11 protein-coding genes and 1 pseudogene are annotated in these 12,885 nt (G+C 54.5%); all 12 read right to left on the bottom strand.

Annotated elements, in window-relative coordinates; translation table 11 throughout:
* Positions 1 to 74: 74 nt before the first annotated feature.
* The 12 genes and pseudogenes from P5706_RS28760 to pilL2 all read right to left on the bottom strand — a co-directional run bounded on the left by P5706_RS28760 (position 75) and on the right by pilL2 (position 12,542).
* Positions 75 to 374, bottom strand: coding sequence for a hypothetical protein (locus P5706_RS28760; protein ID WP_073451708.1), 300 nt, complete (start codon positions 372 to 374; stop codon positions 75 to 77).
* Between the two features lie 931 nt (positions 375 to 1,305).
* Complete coding sequence (gene pilM / locus P5706_RS28755) at positions 1,306 to 1,746, bottom strand: type IV pilus biogenesis protein PilM (protein ID WP_019818097.1); 441 nt, start codon at positions 1,744 to 1,746, stop codon at positions 1,306 to 1,308.
* A 57-nt stretch (positions 1,747 to 1,803) separates the two neighbouring features.
* A complete protein-coding gene (locus tag P5706_RS28750; protein ID WP_124356003.1) occupies positions 1,804 to 2,241 on the bottom strand; it encodes a hypothetical protein in 438 nt (145 codons plus the stop codon).
* The gene (gene pilV, locus P5706_RS28745; protein ID WP_019818096.1) at positions 2,174 to 3,490 is read right to left on the bottom strand and encodes a shufflon system plasmid conjugative transfer pilus tip adhesin PilV; all 1,317 of its coding nucleotides are present in this window, start codon (positions 3,488 to 3,490) and stop codon (positions 2,174 to 2,176) included. The genes P5706_RS28750 and pilV overlap by 68 nt, the downstream gene beginning before the upstream one ends.
* Positions 3,480 to 4,421, bottom strand: coding sequence for an ATPase, T2SS/T4P/T4SS family (locus tag P5706_RS28740; protein ID WP_008437359.1), 942 nt, complete (start codon positions 4,419 to 4,421; stop codon positions 3,480 to 3,482). The genes pilV and P5706_RS28740 overlap by 11 nt, the downstream gene beginning before the upstream one ends.
* A 10-nt stretch (positions 4,422 to 4,431) precedes the next feature.
* The gene (locus P5706_RS28735; RefSeq protein ID WP_019818095.1) at positions 4,432 to 4,947 is read right to left on the bottom strand and encodes a type 4 pilus major pilin; all 516 of its coding nucleotides are present in this window, start codon (positions 4,945 to 4,947) and stop codon (positions 4,432 to 4,434) included.
* A gap of 25 nt (positions 4,948 to 4,972) precedes the next feature.
* Positions 4,973 to 6,112: a type II secretion system F family protein gene (locus tag P5706_RS28730; RefSeq protein ID WP_285683591.1), complete on the bottom strand. Its 1,140-nt coding sequence runs from the start codon at positions 6,110 to 6,112 to the stop codon at positions 4,973 to 4,975.
* Positions 6,102 to 7,661 carry a GspE/PulE family protein gene (locus P5706_RS28725; protein WP_019818093.1) on the bottom strand — a complete coding sequence of 520 codons (1,560 nt, stop codon included), beginning with the start codon at positions 7,659 to 7,661 and terminating at the stop codon, positions 6,102 to 6,104. Before P5706_RS28725 ends, P5706_RS28730 begins: the two co-directional genes overlap by 11 nt.
* A 12-nt stretch (positions 7,662 to 7,673) precedes the next feature.
* Positions 7,674 to 8,246 carry a type IV pilus biogenesis protein PilP gene (gene pilP, locus P5706_RS28720; protein ID WP_008437355.1) on the bottom strand — a complete coding sequence of 191 codons (573 nt, stop codon included), beginning with the start codon at positions 8,244 to 8,246 and terminating at the stop codon, positions 7,674 to 7,676.
* Positions 8,236 to 9,567, bottom strand: a pseudogene (pilO2, locus tag P5706_RS28715) (type 4b pilus protein PilO2). The gene pilP and the pseudogene pilO2 overlap by 11 nt, the downstream one beginning before the upstream one ends.
* Before the next feature lie 3 nt (positions 9,568 to 9,570).
* Positions 9,571 to 11,385 (bottom strand): PilN family type IVB pilus formation outer membrane protein, encoded by a 1,815-nt coding sequence (pilN, locus tag P5706_RS28710; RefSeq protein ID WP_019818091.1) that lies wholly within the window; start codon positions 11,383 to 11,385, stop codon positions 9,571 to 9,573.
* Positions 11,385 to 12,542 (bottom strand): PFGI-1 class ICE element type IV pilus protein PilL2, encoded by a 1,158-nt coding sequence (gene pilL2 / locus P5706_RS28705; protein ID WP_019818090.1) that lies wholly within the window; start codon positions 12,540 to 12,542, stop codon positions 11,385 to 11,387. Before pilL2 ends, pilN begins: the two co-directional genes overlap by 1 nt.
* Between the last annotated feature and the right edge of the window lie 343 nt (positions 12,543 to 12,885).

The raw sequence follows: 12,885 nt of genomic DNA, 5'->3' as shown, positions 1-12,885 counted from the left end.
CAAGCCCCTACCGTGAAAACTCTGAGGAAACCTTCCCTTTGGGAAGGCTCCCTACAGAGGCGAAGGACGCAGACTTAGCAAGTTGCTGGCACCAACGAGCGTGCAGCTGGCTTCTTACGCGGTTTCCGAGCTGGCTTTTCGACCACTCGAGTGTTAGCCGCGTACCAAAGGTTCAGGTCGACACCTTTACGAGTTATTGCCGGTACATGATCCATCTCACGTACGAGACGCTCAGGTACGCAGGGCGGTGGAAGCAACGGAGCTGCTTTGGTATGGATAGCTGTGGGCGCAGCGCTGGTTTTCTTTACCGCACGCAGAAACTGTCGCGTGATGGTGCCAAGCGCGAAACCGAAGCCATAAGCAAGTTTGGACATGGTGATTCTCCTGCAGGTTGAATGCGGAGAACCCACTGACCCCGTTGGGGAAGTGATTCCCCGCGAGGTGAGTTGCATAAGGTGCTTCCATCGACGATTGTCGACCGACCGCGCTACCAGAAGCTCAGCGGTCTTGGGCGGATCTGACACGAACATCGTGTCGCAGTCTTCAAGATCCTGACTGCCTGGGCATGATGCTGACGACGTCAGCAAAGCACGTCCATATCATCGAAGGGGGGATGGTGATGTGTCAAGCGGAGAGGGATATTTCGCGGAGGGCAAAGAAGGTTCAGGTCGACAGGAGAAGCTACCGAGAGTAGCTGGGTCAACAGTCACTCTCGGATGTAGTAAGTAGCGTCTTTCAGAAAAAAATACCACCTGTGCGGGATGAAGGCGTTGTTGATCCCTGGGCTGTGATCTGAACGTCTTACTTCCAACACCTGGCCGATTATCGTGGCTGAGGCCAGCTAGCATAAGGCACGCATCCGCGCACAAAGGGAGCCCTGCGTTTCGCCGGCGGGCCACCGGCAAGGAAAAGCAGCTACCAATAGGTAGCCTGATCATCCTTTGCAAGATGATCAGGCTACCTATTGTGTGAGCTTTAAAAAGTGTGGGCCACAACACCAGTGTGGCCCTTAGACTACGGTGCTTCGAACCTCAACAGAGCCCTATGTGCCTTTGAACTCGCAATTCACGAGTTAGACGGCTGCGTGTCTGGCTTGAACAGGGAGACACAGGGAGAGCTCTGAACCAGGTCCGCACGCCCTTCCCGGAGCTATGCGTGCTTTGGGGTTGGTGATGAGGCAAGCCGCATCACCGGGCGCTACTGATGACCGCCAGTAGCCAACGGGGTGGAAACGTTGTTGTGATCATTATGTTGATAGGCCGGAGCTTATGCAACCCGGCGCCTTTCAAAGTCGGTCGACTCAGACTAATTGACTGCGACGACCGCACCTTCGGGAACAGGGGACGGAATTGCTATACCGGTCGCCCCAGTTATCTGTGAAATCAGCATTCCTGAACGCTTTAAACCAACGGTAGTTGTCTTTGTCAGGTCTACCAGCACAGAAGGCAAGCCTGACGGTGCAACCCCATCAAAATAAGTATAGGCCGTTCCTGATGAGATGTAAGAACCTACGCCCACAGGTTTCACAAACCACCCAGGTAGGTTGAGCGCAGAATCGCTCGGTACTCCGCTGAAGCCCGGGTTGGCCTGGGCATATTCGGTAGCGGCAGATCGGTACACCAGAAAGCCGCGACCCAGTGAGTCGAGGGTAGCGTAGTCGGATGTACGTTGGTCCTGATGTTGGTTCTCCATGAAAATGCTGGAGGCAATGAGCACAATCATCAAAACGAGCCATTGCATTGTCATGATATGAGCTCCATCCACAAAATGGTGGTTGTTACCACCTACGCGTCAATAACAAAACTATTTCGTGAGGATAATCAATGTTAAGCAAATTCCTACTAGGCCAAGCGCAATGACAGTCCACTTTGCGGCTCGCTTGATGCTCATTGGTTTGCGTTGTGGATTGATTAATTCCATAGTGGCGATCTTTTTTACTAAATAACGACCAGAGGCCGTTGGTTGTAACTTGTAAGTGAACTCGCCGACCTCGAATGCCTCTTTTTCTTCTAGTGCGCGACGCCATAGCACAGTTGAGCATATCCTGCTTCGGGTGCTTAGCCAGGTCTGTAATTCTCCAGCACTATACTCAACGTTATTCTCAAGCGTCTGCACTGCAATAATCCCCATAAACATACTATAAAACGTTTTTGAAATTTTATAAATGGATGCTTTATTTGAAGCAGCTCCAATAGAAAAGACCTGGCCAGGAAAGTCGAGATGTGGAGAGAAACCATCCACTTGCATTTCTGAAGATGTACCCAGTCTCACTATCCCCGATGCCAAAAGCGCCAGTTAAAGAGCATGACTTCCATGTAGTGTCGCCAAGGGAGCAGGTCACACTTCCTCTGGCAGGCGCCTGGCAGGTGCCCTGGATCAGCTGGAATTCCCACCCACCTGGTCTTTTCCATAAGCCTTGTTCGCAGGACAACGTTATTCCCGCGGCGCTTTTTGCAAGAAGGGTTCGGTCACTGCACTGTTGCCCCTCGGTAGCTATGCCTCCCAGGGACAAATATTCATTTGTCTGAATGCGATCATAGGCCGTTATCTTGCCCGTCGAGGTTATCTTTCCACCCCATAGTTCACCTCCGGTTGAAAAGTTTTTGTCGTTATAAACTTGGACCCAGTTGGGGCTATTTTGATAAATTCCGCCTCCCCATTTTTCGCTGTACCAGCCTGTGTCACCACGTGTTCTGAACCAACCACCTGTGCTGGTATCACCGGTAATGGTTGCAGTAGCGGCATTAACATTGGCTGTGGCGATAACGTTTCGAGCTGTAATGTCGGCGTTAGCTGTTATGTTGCCTGACGCTGTGATACTTCCTGCGTTGTTAATATTGTGGTTGCCCATCGTGATATCAGTATTCATCGTGTTGAATTCTGGATGATTGGGCACTGCGTTTCGATATAGATAGTCATTAGCCAACGCTCCATCCATAAGAAAAAGTGCGCTAGCTGTATGTCCTGGGCCAGGAGCTATAGCATAGTTACTTAGTGCTACCTGCCATCCACCCCGCACGCCCTGGACGATGTTCGGATTGGCAGAAGAGATGAACCCACCAGGTCCTCCGAGATTTTCAGCGATGGTTCGAATACCCATTTCAGGAATCGTCTGCCCACCTGTAGTAACCACAATCACTTCCAGTTGATTGGCGTTGGGTTTCCGGGCGAGGCCGACAATGGTCTGCCCAAAGGCGTTAGTGGGGCTATAACCTGCAGGAAGGTAGTTGGTGTTGACGAGCATCGGAACGGTTATTTGCACCGGTACGGTTGCTGCCGCGTTGGCCAGCACCACGCTGTAGTTATCCTTCAGATATTTGGCCAATGCCTCTGAAATGGTTCTCTGTTGATCAGCCGCAATTCGATAGTCCTGAGAATCCATCTGCTTGATTTGCCATGCGATCGCCAAAGTGACGACAACGGAGAAAACGGCCAATCCGATCGCCATGTCCAAGCTCAAGAACCCCCGCTGCTTGATCCTACTGGTCATTCCAGAGACTCCTTGATGATTGGTGAGCGATGTCGTGATCGAGCATCGTGATCTTTCCTGCATGGACTTTCTCTCGGATGCCCGGTCCGTCATCGCCTGTGAAAAGCAGGCTCTGCAGGGTTAATCGACGACTTCCTTCGTTGCCACTTGATAAGGACTGGTGAAGAACAGCCACCAACCCCTTGGAGAGCAGCTCTCGGGCGTTATTGAGTAACGGCTGAGCCAGGGCTGATATACGTTCAATGCCTTGAGTAACGCTGCCGGCATGACCTGTGCTGATAATGAGATGGCCATTGATCGAGGCTTGAATTACTTGTGCTGCTGTCGAGCTGTCGCGAATTTCTCCCACGAACAGGAAATCGGCTCTTGTGCGCAGCGCTAGGATCAAAGCTTCCTCGTATCCCCCCATCCGGCGAGAGACCGGAACTTGAATGCAGCGCCCACTCCCATGCCTGCCATTCAAAAATGGTTCTGGAGGATCCTCTACAGCCACACAAATGCCTCCCCAGGCCTCGAGACGTGCTTTCACCAGTGATGCAGCACTTGAGGTTTTCCCTGTGCCCATTTCCCCACAAATAAATATCAGGCCGCGTACCGTGTCGCTCATCAGCGCGTCCTGCAGATAGTCGGGCAGACCCAGCATGTCCAATGGACGGATCTGGACTGAGGATTTGCTTACGACAAACACAGGCTTGCCATTCAAATCCAGCAACTGGGTTACACGAAGGACGACGCCATCTTCAATTAGGGCGAACTCTGGATCCTGGGTTGCCTTGTGCTTTTCCTCGCACTGCGCCCGTAAGCGCTCAAGGTCTGCCCGCCATTCGGCGGGCGCTTCAACCCTTCGTGCCTGCCCAGGGAGACCTTTGGCGTCGGCAAATCCATCGCCGAGGTACAGGTCGACGAATTCAGCATCAGAGATCACGCTCACACTGAGTTCCTTAGTACGAAGTCCAAGCGATGGTATTGGCGTCCGAGGAGCAGCTGGTCGCAGCTGCCACCGCAGTGATTTCGCCGGCAATTGCAGTGCCGCCATTGATCGCCGTCGTTGTCTGTTTGTCCTTGGCCATGTTCGAGGCAAGGGTGATGCAGGCATTTTTCGGAAGGTTGGATTCTGTGATGGTGAAGGTCATGCCGTTGCTCATTACGGTCACTGCGCCGTTCCAGCGGTTGGACAGGGCATTACCGTTGATGCTCATGCCGCCAGTTGCCTCGAGGTTGATCAAAGAAGGCGCCAAGTTGGTGCCTGCCGTGGCGTAGCCCGTGGTGCTTTTCAGTCGTTTGGTATTGCTCAGCAACGTGCCGAGATTGCTCTGTTCAATGGTGACGTCCGAGCTGCCGAACGTTCTGTAGCCCATGAACACGATGAAACCAAGTGCCACCGCGATCAGCATCAACCAGAACATCCCGTCCAGGGAGAGAAATCCGCGTTGGTTGTTTTGAGTGTTTGTTGGCATTTCCAGTACCTCATTTAGGTTTGATTTAAAGCGTTGCAGTCACATTGCCGGCCAACTGGAAGATCCCGACCACTACCAGAATCATCATGACCCCCATGGCCATGGAGGACATGCCGATAAGAGATTTGGCGATGGCTTCGACGCGCTGAAGCGTTTGCTCCAGCCACCGGTTGGAAAACCGTTCCATCGACTCAGCGAAGCCTTTGCGGGTGGCGAGCACTTCCAGAAAATGCATCGCCATGGGGTCTGGGAATTGATGACCCGCAAGCTTCAATGCGGTACCGAAGTTTTTGCCGGCGCTCACTCCGTAATGAATGGCGCTCAGGCGCTCTTTCAACCATGGAGAGGCATTGCGTTGAAGAGAGGTCAGCGCATCTAGTTGGTTGATGCCGGAGCGCAGCATCACAGCCATGTTGAGCAGAAAGATCGATCCGTGGAGCGCCTTGTAGACTGACCAAGGCGGGAGCCTCTCTGCTCGGACTCGCAGGACCTGGAGCAGCTTGTTCAACTGCAGCTTCCACGAAGGGCTGACGGCCGTAATCTGAAGGCCGCAAAACACGGGTAGAGTGATGATCGATATGAGGATAAAGACGATTACAGCTATCAGCGTCACTAGCCCGTAGTGGGTCACGAAATTCGATAGGGCATAGAGGAAGGCCGGCACGCCGGTCCACGCCTCGGGGTTGGAGCGTCGTGTCATGGAGGGCACCATCCACACTGCAATCACATACAGCAACGCCGCCATGACGCTCCACACCATGGAGGGGAAAACGGTGGCGGACGCTACGAGTTTGCTGATCCGCTGACGTACTTCGATGATCCTCACGCAGTCCCGAAATGCCTGCACCAGGTTGCCGGTGTCTTCCCCGGAAGCGATCAAAGAGTTCTCGTCATAGGGAACCCAGCCTTCGCAGGAAATGCTCAGCGATTTCCCACCTTTTACCGATTGCGCGATATCCCTGCAGGCAAGGGACACTGGATGGAGCTTCTGCCCGTTATCGCTGAATGCTCTGGCCACCGTGTGCAGTGCGTCTTCAAGCGACACACCATCCTCAAGGATGCCCATCAGGCTCTCGTAGAACTGGATTCTTTCGTTTTTGCCAAACTGCTTGGCATAGAAGGTCTCTGCCCAACGATTCAGCATCGCTCTGACGTCACTCAGCATGAGCGAGCTCCAGGATTTGCCGGTCAAAGTCCAACGGCCCCACCGTCATTTCGGCGTGGCGGGGGTCTACTAATCCTTGTTTCAGTTTGATGATCGTGTGTGCGGTCTTGGTAATACCGCCCATTTCCTTGACCCAGTGGCGACGTGCCGCACTTGCACCCTGCCCATTGAAAACGCGCATGAATTCAAGGTCGGTGAGCAAAGTTTCCGCAACCACCGTGCGACCGGTGATGCCCAAGCCTTTGCAATGCGGGCATCCCGGTCCTTTGAGGTAGGTCTCATCAATCGCTTCCAAATCGCGCAAGTGCTGCACCAGCGCACTGTTGAGCTGCCCGAGATGCTCGCGTGCGGGGACGCGGCAGTGGGAACACAGCACGGGCAAGAGGGATTGATTGACCACGCTTGTCATCAGTGCAGGATCAGTAACCAGGTGTCGGTCTACACCCATGTCGATCAGTCGTTGAAGAGCTGCTACAGCGTTGTTGGTGTGCAGTGTCGTCAGCACCAGGTGACCAGTCATACCGCCGCGGAAAGCCGCTTGTGCTGATGCAAGGTCCCGGATCTCCCCATACATGAGAATGTCAGGGTCGAGTCGCATGGAATTGGTGATCCCGTCATTCCAGGTTTCACCGGCGCCCAGCGGTGACTGATTGGCGAGAAGTGGATATTCAGGTGGATCTTCCATCGTCAGAATGTGTTTTGTTCCACCGCACTCTTCGTGCAAGAGGTTCAGGTTTACCTGCAGCGACTTCGATTTGCCGGAACCGGTGGGTCCAGTGATCAGGTTCACCCCATAAGGCAAGCTGCGGATGCGGCTGAATGCATCAATTTGCTGCGTCAGGAAACCGAGATCACTAAGCGTCATTTTGGTTTTGTCGTCATACAGCAGACGCAAAACCATCAGAGGGCCATCTACGAGCGGCCGAGTGGCGACTCGGGCACCGAACAAACCGAGTTGGTCGACATAGGCGCGTTTTACCCTGGCGTCCTGGCTCACCTGCGGCTGGTAGTGGTCTTTCGCGACATCGCACATGCTGTTGTAGAGGGACGAGCAGAGCTCCATGCCCACCTGGCTCTGGTGCTGTTCTGCCTCCCACAAGAGCCCGTGGATGCGAAAGAAGATTCGAGTGATATCGTGACCTACGACAAAGTGGACGTCGCTGGCATTGCGCCGGTGGGCTTCTCCTAAAAGCTGCACCACCTGGGCCTGGCGCTTCGTCTCAGTCGCCGATAGTGCTTTACCATTTGCATCATCATTGGCGCGGTAGAGTGCCTTGATTGTGCTCATCGAGCAGACCTTGACCTCAAAGTGGTGATTTTCGTGTTCCAGCTGGTCCTCGAATGCCATGACATAGGCATCCGTTTGGTGTTGGGCTGACACATACAAAATCCCATCGCTGGTCAACGCACATAGTTGACGCAGCTCGGGTTTCAGCTCAAACGGTCCACCAGGGGCCGTCAGCAGTATTTGGTGCGACGTCAGTAGGACTGCAGCAGACTCATCACTGTCAGGCTCTATGACATCTGGTTTTTCAGTCAGGATCGTCATCGAACTTCTCAATCAACGTTGGCCAGGGATCAGCCCAGGCGGCATAGGTGCTGATGGGGTAATGCTGGGGGCTGAATTGTTAACGTTGCTCAAGCTGGCCGGGGGCGTACTGGAAAAGCCGAGGGGGTAGCGCTTACCGCCACGCTCGAGGGTCACGTTTTCGACGGAGAGGATGGCCATGCGATAGCCACCGGGTAACTCCCGAGATGAGGCATCTGCGTCTACTTCAAATCCGCTGCTGTAGAGCAGAGTCGCACGCAGCCGTTTTGCTGAGCCGAATACCGCTTTCACGACAGGCAAGTCAGACTGTGTATCACTGCTGTGCGCCGAGGCTGCAGCCGGCTGTGTGAGGTTTCCTTGAGAAAAAAACACAGTTGACGGCTGCGTCGTCGCACTTTGGTCTTCGCCCTTGATCGATCTTTCGGCCTTGGCCTTCTCGGCTTTGGCATTCAACAAGATCGTCTGGCTTTGAATCTGGGCCAGCTCGCCGACGTTCACCCCAGATAGGGTGTTCTCATCTGCCCAGCTCGATGGTGCCCCTAACGCAAGGATGGAGCACAAAAAGCACAGCGCTTTATTTCGCATATAGGTCACCTATTACTGACCAGACAAGGTGGCCGGTCTCATATTTGGTTGTGATTTCGCGCAGCCGTAAGCCCTGACTGGGTGCGCCGGATAATGAGTCCAGCGGCGTAATGCCAGTGGCATAGCTCAGCTCGAATTGCTTCCATTGAGGCGGTGGGGGCGGCGGTGGCGCAGGTTGGCCCGGTATCGCTGGTTGAATGGGCACAACGACCGGCACTTCTTTCAGCACTGGGGTTTGAGTGAAGCTGTGCAGCCAAGACGACAGGTTCGCCAACATCACGATGGCGTCTTTTAGAGGCTCATCACCGGCTGCGGGTAGAGAGATGTCGAATTTCAACGTGGCCGAGTTGCCCTCGTCAAAGAAGGCCGGCCGATCAGAAAAGTGGCCCTGCGTCGCCTGTATCAGTTTGTCGGCCGTGCTATTGCCCGAGCGCTTATAGGAGGACAAAACCTGTGCGCCGTCGCAGACGGCACTCGTGAACTGCCATCCCTGAATGGACAGAGGCAACTGATAAATGACGTTGCTGCAACCCTCCAGGAAATCTGCAACAGATGGACGTTTGGCCCAAGGGTGTTCAAGCGCTTGGGGCGTCTGTTCCATACCGGATTCTTTTTGCAGTCTGGCCAACTCTGCCAGGCGTTGCTGTTCAGCCTGGAAAGCCGCCTCTTTGGCTATCTGGTCCTGATGGTTCTGCCATTGAGCCCATCCGATGATGCCGGCAGCGATCAGCACGCCAAGAACCGCCAGCTGTACAAGTTCTGGTTTGGATAGCCCAAAGACGAGTGGCCGTAGCCGGTACTCGCGTTTTAGATGCGACGGCTGAAGCAGCTCTGCCACGTCCAGTGGTTGACCGCCCATATCGAACTCTGGGGGCAGGTACTCGTTGTCGAAGTTGATCCCACGACTGCGTTGTTGCGCGACTCGGCGGCGGACCTCAGCACCAGTGCCGATCATGTCGCAGCCAGAGATCACGCCACCTTGATACACAGCAACGAGGGCATATTAGTCAATCTCGCTTTCAGTTTTCCAGGCCGCGATCCATGAGTCCCCCAGCTGTCCAGCCAGGGTGGCCGCGAGCGAGTACATCCCTTTGATGACCTCCTCGCTGCGCGCTACAAAACCTGCCTGAATAATGGCTGGTGTTCTTCTAATGGCGACAATGTCGAGGTGGTGCTCACGACCGTACTGGCGCGCTTCCTTCATGTGCCCGGTGACACTACCCAGCGGATGCCAGCGCAGACCGGTGACAAATGATTTTCCACGATACTGGAGTACCTGGACTCGAGCAGAGCGTGCATTTTTTGAGGTTTCCGCAACCATGGCTTACCCCTTGGAACCTGTGCAATGCAGCAGTGGGGTAGGGCAAGAGCCCCAAGGCTCGTTGGCAGCAGGTGAAATCACCGCGCTGGGGCTGCCTGTGTCGCTATCAACAACAGGAGTAATCAGCACTACGAGTACGCTGTGCCCTGTGGTGCGGACACGGCTGCCGCCCAAACCGAAGAATCCAGGATCCCCTACGCCAGACTTGGTTGCGTTTTCGCTGTTCTCCTCAAAACCAGTCAGTACGAGGGTTTGACCGCTGCGCAATTTGACCTTGGGCGACAGATTCTTGGTGTCGTAATCCGCTGTCTGGACACTGGAGCCGTTGCTCGTAAAAGTGGTGAAGGTCGGTTTGCTACTCATGCTCAGGGTGATCATCAGCAACATGTTGTCCTGGTCGATGATTCGAGGGAGCAACATCATGTTGAAGCCGCTGGTGATAGTCGCGGGGGTGAGCGAAGTAGACGATCCAACGGAAGCCGTAGTGGTTGTCGAGCTTGATGCGACATAGCTCTTTACGTTGCCGATCTGGATGGGTGCCGGCTGCAGATTCAGCGTGGTGACCGACGGCGAGCGGACGTTCGAGATTCGGCCCTGTTCGGAAAGTGCTTTGATGATTAAGTTGGAGCCAGCCCAAGGAGACTTCGACGTGTCCAAAATACTCAACGAGCCCGACACCGCGCCCGTGCTTATGCCGGTGGTGGCATTCTTCAGCGAAAAGCCCCATTTGTTGCTCAAGGACGTATAGACAGCCGTCCAGTCCAGGCCGGTCTGGTCTGTGTCGGTGAGAGTTACCTCGAAAACTTTGACGTTGAACAACACCTGACGGGTGATACTGCTGTTGATCGAATTCAGGTATTTAGCAACGTTTGAGAGTACTTCTGGTCGATCACTTACCGTCAGGGTGCCAGTGGAACGCGAGAGGAACATCCGACCTTGGGGCTGTTGGCTCAGCATCGCCTTGACGTTTTTTTCAATGTCTCCGATCAGCGAGGTCTTGATGGTAACGGTGGTGCTCTGGTTGCTGCCTGATTCACCCGATGCACCTGTCGACGAAGATCCGCCGCCACCACCACCGGAACTGCTCCCGCTGCCTGTAGCGGTCAGCAAGCCCGACTTCACTGTGCTTTCAATGACCTGGTCATCACCAAATGCCCAGACGTCGAACGTCTTGGTGTCGAAGTAAGTGACATGCACGCTTCGATCATCGGAGGAATAATTCCACGCTAAGCCCAACTGGGAGGTCGCTTGATTCAACAACCCTGACAGCTTGCCGCTGTACTTAATGGGGAATGTGTTGGGTGCAGTCAGCCCAATCGAATTCATTGAGCGGGCGTTGCTCGGAACATTGCCGATGACGCCGGCGGGCATGAAGTTGGTCAGGTTGTCGGCAGAGCCCAAACCAGGTGGAACTGCAGGTCCTGAGTTGCCCTGCGTCGAACTGGAAAGGACACTTGGGTCGATTGCGTCAGGGGCTACGATGACCGGTACACCACATTCACTAGTGATGTACTGCGCGATCTCAGCGATCCCAACGTTATATGAGGGGCGATAGGTGATGTCGCAATCCATGGTCAGCGGTAAACCACGCTTGGCGACCAGCGGTTTTTTGGACACCCATGGTTTGTCGCTGAACACCACCGTAGCGCGCGCGGACTCTTGCTGCTGATTTCTCAGAAATCGGCTGTATTGAGAGGCTGTCGCAGCGTCATTTTCAGCTCGGCTGGCCGATTCATTCACACGCTGCAGCGAACAGGAACTCACCAGTGCGACGATAAGTGACAAGGCTGTGCTTTTGATCCAGAGACGAGCAGTCATCATTTGTTCCTCTCTGTAATAAAAATCAGCCGCTGTGAGGAGTTACTGTCGACCACATCGACCAGAAAGGACCGTGGAGCCGAGTCGTAGAGAGGGAAAATCGACCCAATGGCTTCTTGGAAACTGCCCTCAAATCGAAGTGGAGCGTCAATTGAGTAATCCAAATCATCGACCTGCCACATCAGTTTCCAGCCCGCTTTTTCAGCCCAGCCTTCGACGGTTTGACGAAGGGTTGAGCCAGTTGAAGCCGTCCATGTCTGGGCCAGCGGCTTCGGCGCTGCAATGTCCGTCGCAACCGGCTTTGGCGCTGCAGAAACTGCGGACGGCGCGGTGACCAGTTTCGGAGTTGAAGCGGCCTTGGCATCTGGGTTGCTGGACGAAGTCGAGGCCGGACTCTGAGTCGGCAAGGCAGACGTTTGTTTTGTAGAGCCATCCTTGGTAATCACCGTAGGAGGGGCCACGGTTTTGGCTGGTGCAGCGTTCGCCACAGGGGTAGCGGCTGATGCCGTTGTTGTGAAAGGCGCTGTTTGGGGAACGGCGGCGACTACTACTTGGCTGCCCGCATCATTGTTATTGCTCTTCGCTGCGATAGGCTGTGCAGCTGTCGATGTGTTGAGTTGAGCAATCTGAGTTGATGCAGGACGTGGAGAGTCCGGGAGCTGGTAGCCAGGGCGCAGGACGTAGCACACCTGACGGTTGACCTCGTCGACCTTCACCTGCCAGGCCGGACCTGCGAGCACCTGCAGGGTGTTACGCAGGGTCATAGGGCCAAGTTTATATTGGGCTGCTGGGAGTGGTCGGGTGTAAAGGATGTTGACGTGGCCAGAGTCTGCCGAGCAAAGCGTATAACCTGAACGGTCCACCACGTACTGCATGGCCTCATGCACATTTGGGTGCATGTTGGCTGGAATGCTGATGTCGATAATCTGAGCCATCAGGTCACGTTGGCCAGAATCTGGCAGCGTGCTGACGAGGGTGTAGCGGCCATAGCGCACTACTGGTTCTTTTTCAGGAACGGCGCCGCCAGGATAGAGGTCTGGCGTCAACATGTCCGGATTGCGACTGCTGTCGAAAGCGGGCTTGGGTGTCTGCGCCGTTTGGGTCGTGCAACTGGCGATTAACGCTAGAAGCGAGAGCGTGGTGACGTGCCTGATCATGTGCCGAGAGGCCCCCTGTAATGATAGGGGAACGGTGACAGGCTGGTACCAGCTGCGCAGTAGGAAATAGAAAACTACGTCTATAGGTATTTATAGGCTATACAAAGATGACGCGACCGAGGTGGAAAATTACCTAGTATCTGATCACCCATTTCCATTCACGCTGAGCATTCATTTGCATTCACGCTGACCACTCAATTGCATTCGACCTGACCAGCTATCCTGCCATTACGCCTAGAGTAATGAATCCAAAATCGCGTTCAGCGAACATCCATTCGAACATCAAATCTCCGTCCGCGTGCTGAGGCGATTGTTAATCCCTCCTGGTCGTTACCCTGTGGTC

Source organism: Pseudomonas sp. ChxA (assembly GCF_030263855.1).
Lineage (GTDB): Bacteria > Pseudomonadota > Gammaproteobacteria > Pseudomonadales > Pseudomonadaceae > Aquipseudomonas > Aquipseudomonas fluorescens_CB.
This window is presented reverse-complemented; position numbering and strand designations above follow the sequence as displayed.

Excerpts from the sequence above, each read along its gene's own strand:
- P5706_RS28760 (WP_073451708.1), bottom strand. The coding sequence starts at position 374 with ATGTCCAAACTTGCTTATGGCTTCGGTTTCGCGCTTGGCACCATCACG.
- pilM (WP_019818097.1), bottom strand. The coding sequence starts at position 1,746 with ATGACAATGCAATGGCTCGTTTTGATGATTGTGCTCATTGCCTCCAGC.
- pilV (WP_019818096.1), bottom strand. The coding sequence starts at position 3,490 with ATGACCAGTAGGATCAAGCAGCGGGGGTTCTTGAGCTTGGACATGGCG.
- P5706_RS28735 (WP_019818095.1), bottom strand. The coding sequence starts at position 4,947 with ATGCCAACAAACACTCAAAACAACCAACGCGGATTTCTCTCCCTGGAC.
- P5706_RS28730 (WP_285683591.1), bottom strand. The coding sequence starts at position 6,112 with ATGCTGAGTGACGTCAGAGCGATGCTGAATCGTTGGGCAGAGACCTTC.
- P5706_RS28725 (WP_019818093.1), bottom strand. The coding sequence starts at position 7,661 with ATGACGATCCTGACTGAAAAACCAGATGTCATAGAGCCTGACAGTGAT.
- pilP (WP_008437355.1), bottom strand. The coding sequence starts at position 8,246 with ATGCGAAATAAAGCGCTGTGCTTTTTGTGCTCCATCCTTGCGTTAGGG.
- pilN (WP_019818091.1), bottom strand. The coding sequence starts at position 11,385 with ATGACTGCTCGTCTCTGGATCAAAAGCACAGCCTTGTCACTTATCGTC.
- pilL2 (WP_019818090.1), bottom strand. The coding sequence starts at position 12,542 with ATGATCAGGCACGTCACCACGCTCTCGCTTCTAGCGTTAATCGCCAGT.